This is a genomic window from Sphingobium sp. LMC3-1-1.1 (assembly GCF_040676285.1).
Taxonomy (GTDB): Bacteria; Pseudomonadota; Alphaproteobacteria; order Sphingomonadales; family Sphingomonadaceae; genus Sphingobium.
This window is the reverse complement of record NZ_JBEGHQ010000009.1, coordinates 12,927-30,527: the sequence shown is the minus strand read 5'-3', so window position 1 is coordinate 30,527 and position 17,601 is coordinate 12,927. Positions and strand designations below refer to the sequence as shown.

At 59.3% G+C, this 17,601-nt stretch carries 14 protein-coding genes and 3 pseudogenes; 8 read left to right on the top strand and 9 right to left on the bottom strand.

The features are described from left to right. Window positions 1-329 (top strand): hypothetical protein (locus MRBLMC3_RS10185; RefSeq protein ID WP_363828209.1); only part of this gene is annotated, 329 nt, incomplete at its 5' end. Between the two features lie 321 nt (window positions 330-650). Next, complete coding sequence (locus MRBLMC3_RS10180) at window positions 651-1,775, top strand: S8 family serine peptidase (RefSeq protein WP_363828207.1); 1,125 nt, start codon at window positions 651-653, stop codon at window positions 1,773-1,775. A gap of 56 nt (window positions 1,776-1,831) precedes the next feature. Here the strand turns inward: MRBLMC3_RS10180 and MRBLMC3_RS10175 are convergent, their stop codons facing one another. From MRBLMC3_RS10175 to MRBLMC3_RS10165, 3 genes are all read right to left on the bottom strand, one after another. Further along, the gene (locus tag MRBLMC3_RS10175) at window positions 1,832-2,605 is read right to left on the bottom strand and encodes a transporter (protein ID WP_363735806.1); all 774 of its coding nucleotides are present in this window, start codon (window positions 2,603-2,605) and stop codon (window positions 1,832-1,834) included. A gap of 71 nt (window positions 2,606-2,676) precedes the next feature. Continuing rightward, on the bottom strand, window positions 2,677-3,285 hold the full coding sequence (locus MRBLMC3_RS10170) for a hypothetical protein (RefSeq protein ID WP_133654634.1): 609 nt from the start codon (window positions 3,283-3,285) through the stop codon (window positions 2,677-2,679). Between the two features lie 124 nt (window positions 3,286-3,409). Continuing rightward, entirely contained in the window at window positions 3,410-4,690 is a 1,281-nt protein-coding gene (locus tag MRBLMC3_RS10165) for a S8 family serine peptidase (RefSeq protein WP_363828204.1), read from the bottom strand. Here MRBLMC3_RS10165 and MRBLMC3_RS10160 point away from each other — a divergent pair. The 3 genes from MRBLMC3_RS10160 to MRBLMC3_RS10150 are packed head-to-tail and all read left to right on the top strand — an operon-like array spanning window position 4,677 to window position 6,237. Next, on the top strand, window positions 4,677-5,267 hold the full coding sequence (locus MRBLMC3_RS10160) for an RNA polymerase sigma factor (protein ID WP_166666449.1): 591 nt from the start codon (window positions 4,677-4,679) through the stop codon (window positions 5,265-5,267). The genes MRBLMC3_RS10165 and MRBLMC3_RS10160 overlap by 14 nt on opposite strands. Beyond that, the gene (locus tag MRBLMC3_RS10155; protein WP_363828202.1) at window positions 5,264-5,989 is read left to right on the top strand and encodes a hypothetical protein; all 726 of its coding nucleotides are present in this window, start codon (window positions 5,264-5,266) and stop codon (window positions 5,987-5,989) included. The genes MRBLMC3_RS10160 and MRBLMC3_RS10155 overlap by 4 nt, the downstream gene beginning before the upstream one ends. Beyond that, window positions 5,986-6,237 (top strand): hypothetical protein, encoded by a 252-nt coding sequence (locus tag MRBLMC3_RS10150; RefSeq protein ID WP_363828199.1) that lies wholly within the window; start codon window positions 5,986-5,988, stop codon window positions 6,235-6,237. The genes MRBLMC3_RS10155 and MRBLMC3_RS10150 overlap by 4 nt, the downstream gene beginning before the upstream one ends. A 183-nt stretch (window positions 6,238-6,420) precedes the next feature. Here MRBLMC3_RS10150 and MRBLMC3_RS10145 read toward each other — a convergent pair. The 3 genes and pseudogenes from MRBLMC3_RS10145 to tnpA all read right to left on the bottom strand — a co-directional run. Further along, window positions 6,421-6,688 (bottom strand): annotated as a pseudogene (locus tag MRBLMC3_RS10145) (tyrosine-type recombinase/integrase); the annotation flags it as partial. Window positions 6,689-7,211: 523 nt separating this feature from the next. Further along, window positions 7,212-10,826, bottom strand: coding sequence for a beta strand repeat-containing protein (locus tag MRBLMC3_RS10140; protein WP_363828197.1), 3,615 nt, complete (start codon window positions 10,824-10,826; stop codon window positions 7,212-7,214). A 210-nt stretch (window positions 10,827-11,036) separates the two neighbouring features. Next, window positions 11,037-11,479, bottom strand: a pseudogene (gene tnpA, locus MRBLMC3_RS10135) (IS200/IS605 family transposase). A 60-nt stretch (window positions 11,480-11,539) separates the two neighbouring features. Here tnpA and MRBLMC3_RS10130 point away from each other — a divergent pair. Both MRBLMC3_RS10130 and MRBLMC3_RS10125 read left to right on the top strand, forming a co-directional pair. Then, entirely contained in the window at window positions 11,540-12,850 is a 1,311-nt protein-coding gene (locus tag MRBLMC3_RS10130) for an HlyD family secretion protein (protein ID WP_363828194.1), read from the top strand. Window positions 12,851-12,857: 7 nt separating this feature from the next. Beyond that, entirely contained in the window at window positions 12,858-14,804 is a 1,947-nt protein-coding gene (locus MRBLMC3_RS10125) for a glycosyltransferase (protein WP_363828192.1), read from the top strand. Between the two features lie 111 nt (window positions 14,805-14,915). Here the strand turns inward: MRBLMC3_RS10125 and MRBLMC3_RS10120 are convergent. Beyond that, window positions 14,916-15,095 (bottom strand): annotated as a pseudogene (locus MRBLMC3_RS10120) (tyrosine-type recombinase/integrase); the annotation flags it as partial. 188 nt (window positions 15,096-15,283) lie between these two features. Between MRBLMC3_RS10120 and MRBLMC3_RS10115 the strand changes: the two are divergent. Continuing rightward, a complete protein-coding gene (locus tag MRBLMC3_RS10115) occupies window positions 15,284-15,739 on the top strand; it encodes a hypothetical protein (protein WP_363828189.1) in 456 nt (151 codons plus the stop codon). Between the two features lie 252 nt (window positions 15,740-15,991). On the opposite strand, the gene MRBLMC3_RS10110 is transcribed toward MRBLMC3_RS10115, so the two are convergent. Further along, window positions 15,992-16,429, bottom strand: a complete 438-nt coding sequence (locus tag MRBLMC3_RS10110) for an acyl-CoA thioesterase (RefSeq protein ID WP_363828186.1) — start codon at window positions 16,427-16,429, stop codon at window positions 15,992-15,994. A 268-nt stretch (window positions 16,430-16,697) separates the two neighbouring features. Then, window positions 16,698-17,594: a 3-keto-5-aminohexanoate cleavage protein gene (locus MRBLMC3_RS10105; protein ID WP_363735817.1), complete on the bottom strand. Its 897-nt coding sequence runs from the start codon at window positions 17,592-17,594 to the stop codon at window positions 16,698-16,700. Between the last annotated feature and the right edge of the window lie 7 nt (window positions 17,595-17,601).

Here is a 17,601-nt window from a genome sequence, read left to right as displayed (position 1 = left end):
CTCCGATATTAGCGGAGACAAAGTCACTGAGAGCACCGCTGACGCGCACATTCAAAGTCATAGGCTTGGACATCAGGCCACCTTTCTGTCCACAAAATATGGAATATCGAGGACAAAAGCAAGGGTCGCCGGGGAATATGCGGCAAACAACAGCATCGAGCAGTCACGTTGAAATCGACCCATCTTTGCCGCGCATGGACGAAATTGGCGTTCCAGATTCCTGCCGCTCGTTCATGATGGCGGTCTGGCGCTTCGCCGCAGCGAAGGGCCAGCGCGTCCTCGACGAGCCATTTCCAACAAGCTTGACCTGCACCTGGGCAGTGGCGTGACAGTGTAGGCCAATGGGAAAACCAGCCCCGCTGTCTCGCTGGGGATCAGCAAATTATTCTGATGCAAGGAACTGAGTTACGGCTTTGAAACCAACCCCATAGGCCGTTCGGCATATCGCATTCCCATACGATCCGGGGTATTGCCGCTTTTGCTCTTGCCAACCCTTGAAAGGGTTACAAACCCTGCCCCATCTCCACTCCGGAGGTGGGGCGCTTAGCATTGGGAATGCATTGGTAAATTTCGCTTAAGCCCGAAACGCTGTCGCTATGTTAAATCTTGTTTTGCAGCTTGGCTGCGACTTTTGGGGGAAGGATAGGCTCATGCAAAAGATGCCCGTTGGGATATTGGGCGTTGCATCGCTTCTGGCGATTGCCGGTCACGCACAGGCGGCGCCCAAAACGGCCAAGCAGGTGATTGCCGATCAATATATCTGCGTGTTCAAGCCTTCCATCACGCAACCGAATGTCCAGGCTCAGGCCAACCGCGTCGTCGGGGCACAAAACGGCAATCTACTGCGGACATATCGTCATTCGATCCGGGGCTTTGCCGCCCATATGTCGGCTCAGGCAGTCGCCCGAATAGACAAGGTCAACAGCGGCATCGCCTTTTGCGAGCAGGACCAGGTCGCCAGCGCATCGCAAGTCGCGACGGCAAAGCCCGGCAGCGGTGGCGGCAGCGTACAGCCCGCTCAAACCATCCCCTGGGGGGTGAAACTGGTTGGCGGCGGTATCACGACGTCTCCTGCACTGGCGTGGGTCATCGACTCCGGGATCGACCTCACCCACCCCGATCTCAACGTCAATAAAACCGGCAATATCAGCTTCACGCGAGACTCCTCGCCCAATGATGGCAATGGGCATGGCACGCATGTCGCGGGTATCATCGCGGCCTGCAATAACAGCATCGGCGTGGTCGGCGTGGCGCCGTGCACTGCGGTCGTTTCCGTGCGAGTGCTGGATCGCACCGGACGCGGTTCGGTTTCCGATGTCATCGCTGGCATCGACTATGTCGCCCAATATGGCCGTGCTGGTGACGTCGCCAATCTCAGCCTGGGCGCTGGCGCTTCTGACGCCCTTGATGCAGCAGTCATCAACGCCGCGGCCGCCCATGGGGTCAAGTTCACGATCGCTGCGGGCAATTCGAGCGACAATGCCAATAATTACAGCCCGGCGCGCGCCAATGGGCCTGGAGTTTACACCGTGTCCGCCTTCGACAGCAGCAGGAATTTCGCGTCCTTTTCCAATTTCGGCAATCCGCCGATCGATTTCTCGGAGCCCGGCGTATCGATCTATTCGACGACCAAGGGCGGCTCTTATGTGACCTTGTCGGGAACATCGATGGCAGCGCCGCATCTGGCGGGACTGCTTCTGCTGGGCAACGCCAACAATGGCGGCCCGGTGCAGAATGATCCCGACGGAACGGCCGATATCATAGGCATTCACTAAGCCGTGCAGAACCGCAGAGCGGCTAACGCCTCTCTGCGGTTCCTATCCTTCTTGCGTCAGAATTTGATGCTGACCATCGACCCCACGCCATAGTCCGGCGCGCCCTTGCTCAACCCCGCCGTGCCGTAGAGGGTCAGATTGAGCTTCTGCGCAAAAGGGGTGCTGAACGCGCCGAACAGTTCATGGCTGTCACGCGCAAAATCGCTGGTCGTCTCCCGATAGTCATAGGATGCGATCAGGACCGATTTGCCCAGCGCCGCGCTCACGCCGCCCGACGCGGTCCAGGCGTTGTGCAGGTTGAACCCGGATGGATCGCCCGGCATCCGATATCCGACATTGGCAAAGGGCGTCAGTATGCCGAATGTCTTGGAAAGCTCGGCTGAAACCGTGACGTCCACCTTGCCGGTGCCCAGCGCCTTGGATTTGGACGCGGTGGGCAGCTTCACGCGGGCCGACAGATCGAGGCCAAAGCCCATGCGGTCTTCCGGGATCATATAGGCCGCGCCGACGGTCACATCGCCCAGCCCGCTTCGAGTGGTGCGCGGCGCATTGGGATCGATGACGATCCCGCCGGAACCGCCACCGACAATGGCCGAAGACCCGTCGATCCGCAGCCAGGGCAAAGTCGCGGTCAGGCGCAGATTGCCGGTCTTGTAACGCAGGCTCATCGGCACGACGAGAATATTGGTGTCGACCCCGGTGCCGTAATCGCCGCTGGAATAATCGACCCCGGTCATCGCCGTCAGACTGCTGTCATCCTGGGCCATGGCTGGCGCCGCCGCCGTGATGCACACCATGCCGGCCAGAGCCAGCGTCATGATCCCCTTCATTTCTTCTCCCCTTTTGCGCAAAAGCGGGCGGGTCCATCGAACCCGCCCGCCAAACCTTGAATTTGCTTTATTCAGCCGCCCCGGCCGGGCCGCGCCGCGCGCACGGCATCCTTGATGGCCGTGGCGTTTTCGCGGACCGCCGCCGCATTGTCGCGGGCGTCCTGAGCGCTGCTCCGCACATCGGCCGCCGCCGCCCGGGCCGCCGCTGCGGTCTGACGGGCATCGCTGACCGAACCGCGCGCATCGCTGGCGCTGGACCGGCTGTCACGCAATGTCGCAACCGCGCCGGTACCGTCCTTGATGGAGGCATTGTCGCCCTTCGCGGCGGCCACGGCGGCAGCATCGGCAGCCGCCGACTTGTCGGAGGCGTGATCACGGCCCGTCACATCCGCAGTTGCTTGCGTATCAGCAGTGCTGATGGTGGCTGTCGCGTCATCCGCATCATCGCTATCGTCGCCATGATCCTGTTTGCGCGCATCGTTCCGCGCATGGGCCATGGCTGACACGTCCGCGCCTATGCCCTTAGTCTGCGCATCCTTCTGAGCCTTTGCCATGGCCGATACATCGGTGCCAAGGCCCTGGCCATGCTGTGTCGAACTGTCCGTCGTCTGAGCGATGGCCGTGCCCGCCAAGGCGATGGCGGCCACGCCCGCCAGGGACCAATATCTGCTTTCCAACATCACATTCTCCTCGAGGTTGAGCGCACAAAGCGCCCCCACAGGATAAGAACGTCTGACCAAGGCCGGTTCTTCCCAGCGTCCTGCCATTCATCGGAAAAATCGCACGTCTCTCAACGGGAAAGTCTCAATGGGAGGGCTGGGGCATTCCGATGACGCCATGCCCCGGCAACGACCGACCCTTTTTCGGCTGCCACGCCGACCGCGCCAAGGCCTCGACCGCCGCTCGTGCGGCCCGTGGAGCCGGCGCAGGCAGCAATTCCGCCAGTTGGCGAGCGACCACTGGCGAGGCAAAGGAGGTTCCCCGCATCTGCACCATATTGCCCGCAACGCCCCGGATCGAGAGGATGGCGGGGCTGGCGAAATCCACCTTCCGCACACGGCTCGCCTCCGGCAGCAGGACGCCTCGTGCGTCGACGCCCGTAACCGCGATCACGCCCTCCAGCGACGCGGGATAGAGCGGTCTGGCCGACGACCCATCATTGCCGACCGGCGCCACGATCAGGAAACCGCGCCGGACGAGGATGGAAACCGCGGAGGCCACGACCCCATTATAGGGTCCGACCATGCCGATATTGACGACCGGTACATTTTGCCGCGCCATCCAGCCCAGCGCCCTCACCATCAACTCCGCCGTCCCACCCCGGCGACCATTGCCGAAAATATCCGCGACATAGACGGCTCCAGAGGCCGGGGTTCGCGCCAGAATAGCCGCGACCGCCGTGCCATGATCGTTGGGCACCACGCCTCCGGCTGCGAAACCCTGCTGCACCAGACGCGCCTGACGCGCCACTGGCTCGGCTCCGGTATCGATCATGCCTACGCGCCAATCCCCATGCTGGCCACGCACCGGCATGCCGGGGACGCTACCCGACCCCACTGCCCCGGATGGAAAGAAGAGATGATCGGCCTCAATCGCGACATCTGGCGCAATCCGGCGCAGCGCGTCCACCATGCGCGTGACAGACCAGCCCGGATGCGTCAGCACGGTCATGGTCAGCCCCAGATCCTCGACCTGCTCCCGCCGCACGACAGAGAAACCGGCCCGCTGCGCCGCCGCCAACGCCCGATCCGGCAGATCACTCGCCAACACCTCGCCCCGAATGGCGAGCGCGCCATTGCGATCCAGCTCATAATCCTCAGGATATTGCTTCGCGGTCGTCTCCGCCTTGTCCCGCTGGTTGCGCGAAAGGCGCTCGGCCTGGGCGGCCTCTGCCCGTTCGAGACCGCGTTCCCAGGGATCGATCGGCCGCCCGACCTCGCTGGCCCGGCCATGCTCGATCGCCGCCCGCGGCAGGCTGGGCATCGGCATGTCGCGCGGCGGGCCGCCCCGCATCTGGGCAAGCGCCACCATGGCCGGAAACCCCATACCGCCAGTGATCAGCACGCCCGCCATGACGATCGACAAGATTTTTTTTGCTTTCATACGCCCTCTCGGGATTAAACGTCTCGTCCCGGACGTTTCATCCATAGGGAAGTCTAGTTTGTCCGATCTTCGACGCCAACTGATTGCGGTGCTGCCGCGCCTGCATCGCTTGGCGGGCGTGATCGTGCGCAACCGTCAGGACGGCGACGACCTGTTCCAGAAGACCATCGCGCGCGTGCTGGAACGGGAAGACGGTTGGGAACCGGGCAGCAGACTCGATTTATGGGCGGCACGGATCATGAAGAATATCTGGCTGGATGAGGTCCGCATGCGCAACCGCTGGGCCCGGCTTGTCGAGCCGATGCCCGAGGATGACTTGCTGTCCGACGAAGGCGCAACCGCCAGCGATCTCGAACGGAGCACTGAAAACCGCTGGCTCCGCGAGCAGGTCGAAGCTTTGCCGGAGGAGCAGAGGCTGGCGATCAAGCTGGTCGTGCTCAATGAGCTTTCCTACTCGGAGGCTGCGGAGATCCTTGAAATACCCGAAGGAACCTTGACCAGCCGCCTTGCCCGTGGGCGCGCTGCGCTGTCCCGCCAGATCATGGAGGGCAGGCCATGACCGACCGCATCCATGAAGAGATCGTGGCCTATCTCGACGGCGAAATGACCGGTGCCGCCCGGTTGGCCTTCGAAACGAGAATGGCGGGCGACCCCGGACTAGCGCAGGCGGCGGACGATCATCGCGACGTCCTCACCCAATTGCACATCGCCTATCCCGTTCCGGCCGAAAAGCGTTTCGATACAGCGGAACTGGAGAAGCTGGGCCTGTGGGATCAGGGCGTCGTCACCCAGCTCGCTCCGAAGCGAGAAGCCAGGCAAAGGCGCCGCATTTCCGTATCGCTCTGGTGCGGCGCCATCGCTGCTTCGCTGGTGGGCGGGCTGATCATCGGCCGGATGGACTGGTGGGAACAGGGCTTGGTAGTCCAACAGCACGGGCAGTTAGTGGCGACCAGTCGCCTCGATAAAGCGCTCACCGAATGGGCCGATGGCGTGGGCAGCCCGATCCATATCGGACTCAGTTTTCGCAGTGCAAAGGGCGTCTGCCGCACTTTCCGCATCGACGGCGGCTATGCAGGCATTGGCTGCCGGGACGGCAATGGGTGGACCATCCCCATGCTGGCCAATCCTTCCTCCTTAGTCCCCGCCTCGCCAGACTTCCGTCTGGCCGGAAGTGATTTTCCGGCATCTGTCATGAACGAGGTGGATGCCCGGATCGTCGGCGAACCGTTGACTCAGCGGGAGGTCGAAGATCTCCGCCGTCAGGCCTGGCGATCGCAATGATGCGCAAGGCGGAAAACAGCAGGAGAATGGAGGGATCTGACCGCAAGAGTCTTCTGCTTCAGGAAGAGGGCGTTCAAATGTGGCGATTGGAACCGCCCGATGGATCGCCCTCCTACTTGATCCGATCACTGCGCATTTCTGAAACAGCACCATTCGAGGATCGTGAAATTGCCGAGCAATGGTTCAACCGCGAAGTTGGACTATCCCGTCATTGCCCCTCGGTTCAAAAGAAATTGGGCGGGCGGTAAGGCCTGCTCCACGCGGCGTTCTGAAACCCCAATGCGGCCTGTTCAGATACATAGAATAACGAGTTGCCGGAGAATGTCCGCTTCCAAACGGATGACAAAATCAATCGAACATCATGATTTGGCGCGTGGCAGACGCGAAGTCGGTACCCGCTCCTCGCAGATGCGAGGAGCCAGCCAAGATCGAATTTCTGTGCCCTCCACCAGAGTGAAGGCGTCCTCCACATCCACCCCAAGATATCTGACCGTGCTTTCGATCTTCGTATGCCCCAGCAGAATCTGGATCGCACAGAGGTTTCCGGTCGCCTTGTAGATGATCGACGCCTTTGTCCTCTTCAGGGAGTGCGTGCCATAATCTTCGCTGGGCAGGCCGATCCCTGTGCCCCATTCATACCAGGCGGGCATATTGGCGGGTGCTCATGTGGGCCGAATGATCGGTGCGACTCGGCACAATCCGCCTGCCCGGTGCGCTTCGCCAAGGTGGGAGGCCAATGCGCAAATTTTGCTGCTCTGTCAGGTGTCGAAAGTCACGCAAATTGCTTGGGTGGCGCACTATTGAGGTGTATGCTGCTGTCAGCAACCGAACATGAGTCGATCTGAGTGATCGGTGAAATGGATCGGATGTAGCAACGCCGCCGCTCAATTCCAGGACAAGCTTTCGTAGCAAAATCCTGATGAACTGGGCGGCGACGCCATTTATCGGCTCGATATGCCTTTGCCGCCCAAGGCTGGAGCAGGTTCACTTCCGACCCTTTGCAGACGTTCAGCGGCCAATTTCTGGCGCCCAACTGCGGACCGTCAGGTTTTCGTCCCGACCGCCCGCCCCTTGGCCGATTCCAGAATGGCAGCTTAGAGGCAGATTAATCGGAATACCGCCATCACCTCTTCGGCAAAGCAGTTGGCCGCAGATGACCGCAACGGTCTGCCCTAAAAAGGTGAGGGGTGGCGCGCCACCCCTCCCGTAAGACGATTGTTGCTTAAACGATGAACTCGTCACTAATTCGCACATTGATGTGCTGGACGCCGAGCAGATCCAGGTCGCCGTCCGCTATGTCGAAGGCAAAGTCGAGGTCGGCATTCAATGTGCCACTCGTCTGCTGAACAAAGCCGATATCGACAATCTTCAGAACATCATTGTCCAGCGGATCCCAAGCCGTCAGACCGGTCGTGGTGCTGCTGCCGTTCCCGGCTCCTGTAGCCCCGATCAGGTCGATGGCGTCACCCGACAAGCCATTGGCGCTTTGCATGATCTGGATGCCCTGGATCTGGTAAGTTTCACCAGCGGCCGCGTAGTCATTCTGTTCGATGACGAGCAGGGCATCGTTGTTATCCAGCGTGAACTCGATGTTGTAGGGCGCGGGAATATTTGCGTTGCCCTTGATCAGGTCCGAGTTCTGGACGTTGATGGCTCTCGTTATTTCATCGCCGTTCGCGTCCTTCAGATCGAGTATGACGACCAGATCCTCGGACATGCCGATACCGTCGAACTTGATGACGACGCCACTAGCTTCCGTTGTCGGGTCAGTCCGCTCAGTGCCGCCGCCGGCAGCTTTTGGATTAACATCGCCGAGGATGTTCTGATCGAAGAACCGCAGCGTCAGCAGTTCACCCTTTTGTATCGTATCGCCCGCGACGCCATTGGTGTCTCGGGTCGCACTGACCCAGTCCTCGTTGGTGTTGGTAACCATGTCGTGGGCGGAACCGTTAAACGTGATGTCGCCTGCAACGGCCGCTCCGTCGCCGGACGAGTTGAACCCGAAGCCGATCTGCTGGGTGATCGAATTTCCGGTGAACTGAACGAAGAACGGATCGGGATCGCCGTTCGGGGTCAGTTGCTCGGCGACGATCAGCGGATGTCCCGTGTTCCCGGTGGGAGCCTTGGCGAGCAGTTCGCTGGTGTGGAGCACATCAAAGCTGAACCCGTCGATCACGTCGGTCAGAGTGAGCGTGTAGGTGTCATTGACCTTGTCGAGATAAAGAGTGCCGGCGGCCGTGGAATCCTGCACGCCAGCAGTGATCGGGTCCTTGTCGTAATGGAACGAGAAGTTGAAAGTCGCGGAGTTGATATCTTCGGAGACGAGGGTGGCGACCGCCTGGGTGATAGCCGGGGTCTGCGGATTAGAAATCGAACCCGTCAGGCTGATCTGCACGCCGGCAGTGACAGGATCGGCATCGACGAAGTCGCTGACAGGCGTCACCAGATTATAGTCAGCGGCGGCGATCTGGTCTGTCATGTTATAGCCAATCTTGCCGCTGGCTGATTGCCCTATCGCATTGCCCAAATGTTCCAGCGAATGATCGCCCGTACCGCCAGGATCGGCGTCAAATGGGACCGCCGTCGGATCGGTGTCATTGAAGGTCAGCGACAGCGGCGACGCCGTCGTGCTTTGCTGCGATACTGAGTCATTGTCTCCGTCCGTGACCGTCACTGTCGCCACGACATTGATCAGGCCATTGAGGTCGAGCGTGTTATCCTCGCCGCCGCCCTGCGAGTTGTCGTGTTCGAGCGCAACCAGCGACGTCAGCGTCACCTGCAAGCCGGACAGTGCGACCGTGAAGGCCGTCGCGTCGAGCGAGCCATTATTGTCGCTGTCATACTTGCCCGAAACTTGGAATGCCGAGTCCGCTACCAGCGTGATCGAATGATTGCCGGCCGTCGTGGTAAGACCTGTTGCAGTGCCTCCCAGGCTCAACGCGTAGCTCACATCCGTTGTGGAGCCATCGACGGCGCTCGCCGTGACGCCCGGAGCCGTGATGGGCACCGTGCTCTTGCCGCCGGCCCCGCTTGCCTCGCCGACCGCAGCAGTGCCAACCGTCGGCGGCGATGTGATCAACAGCGTCGGATCGGTATCGTCGAACGTGATCGACAACGCCAGGCTGGAGCTTTGCTGCGACAAAGGATCGTTGTCGCCGTCCGTGACCGAAACCGTCGCCACGACCTTGATAAGGCCGTTAAGGTCGAGCGTGTTGTCTTCGCTTCCACCTTGCGTGTTGTCGTGCTCGAGCGCCACCATCGACCTTAGCGTCACCGTCGTGCCGGACAGCGTCACGGTGAATGCCGTGGCGTCGAGGGAGCCATTATTGTCGCTGTCATATTTGCCAGAGATCAGGCTGGCCGAGTCGGCCACAAGCGTGATCGCCTTGTTGCCCGCCGTCGTCTGCAACCCCGTCGCGGTCGAGCCCACCAGGGCCAAGGCGTAACCTACATTCGTCGTGGCGCCGTCAACCGCGCTCGCGGTGAAGCTGGGCGGCGTGATCGTCGCCTGGCTCTGTCCGGTAATGTTGCTCGCCTCGATCACCTCGAGGGCGCCAACCACCGGCGCGGCCGTGATCGAGAGATCCGGACCGGAATCGTCGAAGTTGATGAAGGAGCCAACCTCCTCGGTACGGGCATTAGGGGTCGTCGTCGAAAAATGGAATTCGGTGATGTCGCAGCCTTCATTGGCATCGACACCCTTGACCTGTAGCCGGTCCATCCCGGTGGCGGTCGTGATATCGACCGTGGTGACGTTATCGAGCCCAGTGATAGTGACAACGTTCCCGGTCCCGCCAAGCCCGGTGATGGTGACGTTGCCGCTTCCCGTCGCATAGGTTCCATCTGCCGTGATGACGGTCGCAAATCCCGACGTTCCCGTCAGTTTAATACTGGTGATGTCTACTGGATTGGTCGCGGTTCCGTCGAAGAAGTCCGTGCCCTGCTCGTTCCCCGTGTTGTTCAAGGCGGTGATGCTGATGTCGACCCGCTTATCCGGCTGGGAAGGCGTGATCTGGTTGATCGTGAATCCGGCCCGCGTGACATCCTCGACATGGCTGCCATACTGGATCTGCGAGGCGGTGCCTGCGGTCAGGTTGGCCCCGGTCACAAAATCGACCTGGAGTGTTTCGTTCGGATTGATGCTCTGGTTGTTGATGCCGAAGCCCTGTGTGCTGACGTTGGCGGTACCGCCGTTGAGACCGATCACCAGAAGCTGCTTGGACGTGTCCGTGGGCGAGTTGATGGCGTAGAAGTCATGATTGCCGGGCGCGGCATTCGCGCCCGAAAAGCTGACCGTGGTGGTCGCAGAGAGCGAGGCGAATACCTTGTTGGTGAGGTCGATGCGCTCGTCGGTGACGGTTGGATCCGGTTGGAACAACGCCACATACTGCACCAGATATAGATCCGGCGTGGTGGTAGTGGTGTTGATAAGCGCGAACGAGAAGGCGAGCGCTCCGGTTGGTTGAGGCATGGTGGTCGGGTCGGACGTCCCGATCACGCCGATGACGACATTGGCATTGTTCGGATCCTGGAACAGCCAGACATAGTTGCCATCGACCGTTCGAATGTCGCTGTTCACGCCCACGGTGGTGGAAAATGGAGTTCCAGTGAGACTCTGGGTGAGAGACACTGAGGAGAAAGTGTCGCCTCCAGTCGCCGTTGCCGTCACGAAGTCGGCCTTGAAGGCGACCTGGGGCGAACTCAGGCCGCCCGAACTGTCGAGCGATAGAAGGTAGTTCACCGTAGCGTTGTTATGAAGGGACGGGTCAACATCATCATCCTGAAAGCCCGTTGTCTCATCGATGATGATGTTTTGGGTCACGATGTCGAGAGCCATGATGATCCTCCTCAGTTAGGATGATCAACGGTGCGCTGACCACCTCGTACCAATGCATAGCATCGCGACCAAAGAGCTCCGGCAGTTGACAGGATTATTATAATATTAGTGCGTCAAAATATAAACAATCTGCGCAATTAACGCGCAATTTTATTTGCCCACTCATCGCAAGTGAAAGGACATGAATAGATCTGTGAAGTGAATATGAAATTAATTATAAACGAGATCGGTCTGAAAATCAAACTTCTTATTGATGTAATGCCAATGAGTTTGATATTGTGGGAATAAAAAGAGAGTTATATCGCAGGATATATATAATCTATATTGAACTATTCGATCCTCATCCAGGTGCGATGAATAGCGCTTGCGGATATGCTCGAACTCCTACTGGATTTTGCGCGATGACCGCCCCTTGGCACGGCGTACGAAGTCACTGACCGAGACGTGCGGTGAATTTCGACGAACATATGAACGTGGTCGCACGAGAGCACCCCGTGAACGATGGTCACGCCCATCTCGGCGCAGACCTGCCGGATGATCTCGCGCACCCGCAGGCGCACTTCGCCGTGAAGCACCTTGAACCGATATTTCGGCGCCCCGACCAGATGGTAGCGATGATGAAATGTCGTGTGGCAACCGCTGCTGTAGCCCATAGCCTGTACCCATCAAATCGAGGGAGCCAGCCGGGGGGCAGGTCACAAGGGTAGTGCATCGTGACTGACATCCAACGCTGCCGGATGTCGGGTCATCCAACCTTTCTTAACCATATCGGCGTACGATCCACCGGCGAGATCGAGGGCGAAATGAGCGTAGAAACCCAATTTTCCACTGATGATGCAGAGGAACTGCAACTACCCGAACAGTCCAAGCGGCCATGGTTCCACCTGCCGCGCCGAATGCTGGTCGGTGGCCTGCTGTTGGTCATGGCCTTCGCGGTGCTGTTACGCAGCTTTATCTTCACAGCCGGTTACAACACGACATTAGTGGCGGATATGGGCGTCGTCAGGGCGCCGATCTCCGGCGAGATTGATCGGCTCGACGCGAATGTCGGTGATCGCGTGGCGCGGGACCAACTGCTGGGACGCTTTGCCGCTCCGGTGGGCCTGTCGGCGGCTGTCCGTGCCGGATCGGAAGATGTGGATCAGCTCCAGGCGAAACTGGCCAGCATCGACGGCCGAATGGCCGCTCTGCGCGCTGACGCCGACCATATCCGCAGCGAATCGGGCATCTATCGTTCTGAAAAGCTGGTGCAGATGGATGCGGTCGCAGACGAAAGCTCCGCAGAACTTTCCGCTGCGCAGGCACGGCTGACCTTCGCACAAAAGCAACTGGACCGCACCCGTGCGCTAGCCGATCGAGGATTCATCAGCGCCGCCGGACTTCAGCGGGCAGAGCAGGATCAGCGCGCCGCTCTGGCGGACCAGAATGCGGCCATGGCCCGCCGGCGCACCAATCTGATCGAAGCACGCGCCGCAGGGCAAGGCCTGTTCCTCAACAACGGCTATAGCAACGTCCAATATTCAACCCAGCGCCTGAGCGATCTCAATCTGGCGTTGAGCGAACTCCAGGGCGAGAGGGAGAACCTGACCGCAGCGCTCGCCACCGCGCAAAAATTGAGCGGCGGCAAGGTCAGCGCCATGCGGCGGCTGCAACTTCCGTTGCAAGCAAGCATCGATGGCAGAGTCTGGGCGAAGGTCGCCGCTCCGGGGGAATCACTGCGTGAAGGCGATCCGATCTACATGCTCGCCGACTGTTCGTCCTTCTTCGCCTATTTCACCGTCGGCCGCAGCGCCTACAGCAAGCTCAACATCGGCGCGCCGGTGACATTCATCGCATTTTCGAGCGGCGATCGCTGGCCGGGTACCATCGTCAATATGGGGGTGAGCGATCCTTCCCAGCTCCGCGTCACCAGCCATGTTCCCAACCCCGCCCCAGGCGAATATCTGATCGGCGCACGGATCACGCTTGACACGCAGGGCCAGAAGCAGTGCCCGGTCGGCACGGCGGGCCGGGTGGTGCTGTAACGCAGCCATGAATGCCGCCGAAATCCCATCCTATTTCTGGGGCATGGCCACCCTGGGCCTCTGCCTGCTGTTCTTTCCCAAACTCACGCCAGCCAACCCCCTGCATCGACTGATCGTCAGCGGCGCCGCGATCGGATCGATCCTGATCTATATGATATGGCGCCTGGTAGCTACGCTCGACCTGGACACGCCTGGCGCCGCCCTGCTTTCCGTGAGCTTCTTCATACTGGAAGTCTGCTCCACGCTGGGCGGAACCCTGGTGCTGATCGTCCTGACGCGAAAGCGTGACCGCTTGAAGGATGTCCGCAACAATATAGGCTGGTTGCGCGCCAACAGGCCCAGCGCGGCGATCTTCATCTGCACCTATAATGAAGATATCGGGATTCTGGACCGCACGATCACCGGGGCGCTCAATCAGAACTATCCGGCAAAGGTCTATCTGCTGGACGACGGTCGCCGGCCGGAGGTCGAGGCGCTATGCCAACGCCGCGAAGTGGAATGGCTGACGCGCCCAAACAATGTACATGCCAAGGCCGGCAATATGAACGCGGGTATGGCGACATTGGCGGCGCGTGGCGAGACGCCGGACTTCATAGCCATATTGGACGCGGATTTCGTCGCCCTGCCCAATTTCATATCCCATTGCATGGCGCTGTTCGAGGATCCCGCCATCGGCGTGGTGCAGACGCCGCAACATTTCTTCAATCCCGATCCGTTGCAACACCGGATCAAGGGACATCTGGACCTGCCTGACGAGCAGCGCTTCTTCTTCGACACCTTGCTGCCGGCCAAGGACGGATGGGGCACGGCCTTTTCCTGCGGAACATCGTCGGTCGTCCGCACCAGCGCGCTGACCGACATCGGCGGATTTCCGACCGACAGCGTCACCGAAGACATGCTGCTGTCGATCCGCATGAAAGAGCATGGCTTTGTCACCGCCTATCTCAACGAAAAGCTCAGCCTAGGCCTCGCGCCAGAAGGAATCGGTGAATATTGCACGCAGCGCATCCGGTGGTGCGTGGGCGCGATGCAGATCATGCGCAGCGCCGATGGTCTGCTTTCGCGCAAGGGACTGAGCTGGATCGACAGGATGAGCCTGCTGGAAACCCTGCTCTACTGGGTGGGCAGCTTTCCTTTTCGCCTTGCCTGCCTGCTGGTGCCGATCCTTTATTGGATGACCGGCCTCACCATCATGGACGCGCCGATCGGACAGCTGGCGACCTTCCTGTTGCCTCGGATCCTGGTCGAAGCCTTCGCCGTCAGTTGGTATTCCAACGGGCGCATCCTGCCGCTGTTGACCGACACGTCCCAGTTGCTGATCGCGCCGGAAATCGTTGCGGCCTCCTGCCACACCCTCCTGTTCCCAGGCGAGCGTCCGTTCAAGGTGACGGCCAAGGGCGGCGACCGTTCGCGGACGGTGATCCATTGGAAGTTGCTGTCGCGCTTTGCGATTGTTCTGCTGCTTACCGTTTGCGGGCTGCTGTTCAGCTACAGTTCGCCGCTTGCGCCGACCTTCTTCTCCGACCAGAAGGATGTGGTGGCTTTCTGGAGCGTGTACAACGTCCTAGTCTGCATCATTGCCATCATCGTTTGTGTCGAAACACCGCGAAGAGCGGAGGAGCGGGCGCCGATCAGCGGAACGGCCCTCTTCAACGCCGAAGACAGGACAATCCCAGTGCGGCTGCTCGACATTTCATCGAGCGGCGTAGCCTTCGCCAACGAAGGCAATTGGCGCATTGGCGACAGAGGCATGATTTCCATTAGAGAACTGGGCGAGGTTCCGGCGATTATTGCGCGGATCACGGACCGTGTCGTGGGAGCCAAGATGCTCCTCTCGCCCCAGCAGCAGTTGGCGCTCACGCACTTCCAATTTGCGGGCGGCCGTATGCGCACGCCAAATGTGTCCACGCTCGGTAGTGTCTTGGCCCTGATCAGAGGTCTTGCATTGAACTAAGCGAATGACGGCTTCTGGGAAGGTCACTTGAGCCCAAGAACGGCCACAATTGGCGCGTGGCGGACGCGAGACCGGCGCTGGCTCCCCGCAGACGCGAGGAGCCAGCCGACTTCAAATTTCTGTGCCTTCCGCTAGAGTCAAGGCATCCTCCACATCCACTCCAAGATACCTGACCGTGCTTTCAATCTTCGTATGCCCCAGCAGAATCTGGACCGCACGCAGATTTCCAGTGGCCTTGTAGATGATAGATGCCTTCGTCCTCCGCAGGGAGTGGGTGCCGTAATTACGCCTATGAAAAGGTCGCATGTTTCCATGTCTGCATTGATGTTTTCCTGAGGAGGTCCGATGCCCGAAAGCGTCTCCTCCCAGCCGATCAGTTCCAATCACCCCCATGGGTCGTGCAACTGAACGGTTCACTTCTTCGGCAGCGGAACAGGGACGTCATACTCACGCTGGTAGATGACGGCCAGATCGAAGCAATGCGCGTAGTGATCCGCTGCGCCGGAGAGGCTCTCGCCACATTTCTGAAGCTTCCGGGCGGGCGTGTCATAAACCCGCTGATTCTCGTTGCAGAAGTACGGCTCACCCGATCCGGTCGGGCGCTGCGGTTGATGGACAGCGGAGGGAGCCAACCTTCAGCAGAAGTCGATCAATCGATTGTGCGCCTGCTGGCTCAGGCACATCGCTGGTGGCGAATTCTTCGCAATGAGCAAATCGATATCAAGACGCTTTCAAAGCGGGAGAAGGTGACCGCCTCATGGATGACACGTGTGGTGCGTCTTGCTTTTCTTTCGCCGGCTGCCACCGAAGCCATTCTTGCGGGGCGACAGAAATCCGGGCTCTCTGTCACTGCATTGCTTGAATCCGGCGGTGTCGATCCCAGCTGGAATGAACAGGACAAGCGACTCCTGCCAGCCATGCACCAGTCGCGATGATGCGGGTTAACTGGCCTGCCGCGGAACACTCTCAGCCATGTGGGCCGGATACGATCAGCGAAAGCCCAGAGCCCTCAGCGCTTCCACCACCTGAGGTCGCATCTTCCTCATGCGTCTGCTCTTTCCTCGTAGGCAGACTCTACATCAGAATGAGGGACCTTTCGGGGGGCAGGTCACCACCCAACTGGCTACCTTTGAGACGCCGGCCCATTACAGCATCTAGGAAACAACGACTAGCTGCGGACATAAAGCCTAGGTGTTCAGGTGATCAGCGCCGAACGCCGCGCGGACCTCGTCGGGCACGGGAAGCGCCTGAAGGCGACCGGCCTCGTCAACGGTTGCCCAAACACGCTTCTCAGAAGATTGTACCGACTCTCCTGCTGCGTTCGATAGTTGATGCCGGACATCAAAGCTGCTGCGCCCCCAGCGAGCGATGAATGACAAGATTGTGATAGAGTCGCCAAACCGATTTGGAGAACTGAACGCGGCACTCGTGTCGATCATGGGATAGCCGATGATACCAAAGCGAGTGAATGCGGTCGCCGGCTCAAACCCGGCGGCCGCGAATAGCGCATCTGTCGCCGCGTTGAACATACGAAAGTAGTTTGGGTAAAAAACTATCCCGGCAGGATCGCAGTCTCCCCACTCAATCTGCAAACGTATCAAGTTTTTGAAGGGTGGATTAATCATCGCTTCTCGACTTTCGTATAATGCTGAGAGAGACTAAAACCATTCACTAGATCACGCATGTTTTCGAACTGCGAGACGAAGTCGCGATAGACTTAGCCAAATATGGGTTTTGGCCGTTGCTCGACTCGACAAGGTATCCCGCCCCGACCACGATGAATTGGATATGACGGTCGCTAAGTGTACCAATCGGCGAAACATTTTCAAATTGTCTGCTCACCATCGCACGATCCTCGGAAGAGACATCAAAGCGATGCCTAGCAATCAGCTCTTACCGCTGAGCCAAGCCCAACATGTCACGAGCCTCGGATGCGGATGCATGCTCAAGCCCGAGCTCGTGGATGATACGGACGGTGCGCGCCACGAGTTGTTCATTGGTCGCCAATTCGCCTCGGGAATAGTAGTTGTTATCTTCCAGCCCAACGCGAACGTGACCGCCCAGCAGTATGGCTTGAGTGGTTGCCGGCAGCTGAGCAGGGCCGATTGCCGAGACGCAGAATATTGACTGCGGGGGCAAGGCCGCAATCATTGCGGACAGAATGTCGTGACTATAAGGCATAGCGCCTTGGAAGCCCTTGTCTGCCCCTAGCACCATATTGATGTAGTAAGGTGGCTTGTCATAACCTTTTTGGATCAGCCGAGTCACATCTTGAAGGATATGGGTGGGACTAAAGACTTCCCATTCCGGCTTGATGCCTTTCTCCACCATACGCTTCACCAGCGTCTCGCATCTCGATGGCGTTGTAGTGACGATAATCTCTCGGCCGCCATGGACATCGACGAAGGTCATACCGTCAAAGGTGGCCATCTCCGCCCCCGCGTCACAACCTCTCAAACGCTCATCAAAGTTCGACTCGAACAAACCGTCATCTCGGGCGATCAGCATGTCGCCGTTCGACCCACCGCCAGTAGAATTGTTGATGATTATATCACATTTCTGCCGGATCTGCTGGTTAATGTCACGATAGATATCCGGGTTGCAGGTTGCCTCATCATCGGGCCGGCGAGCGTGTAACGCTGCAATAGCCGCTCCTTCCTTATATGAAAGGAGAACTGATTGGGCGATTTCATCTGGTTGCGTTGGCAGATTGGGATTTTGTTGCTTTGATGCCATTCCGCCTGTGGGCGCTACGGTAACAATTACCTTTGTTGCAGCTGTGTTGTTCATGCGCACC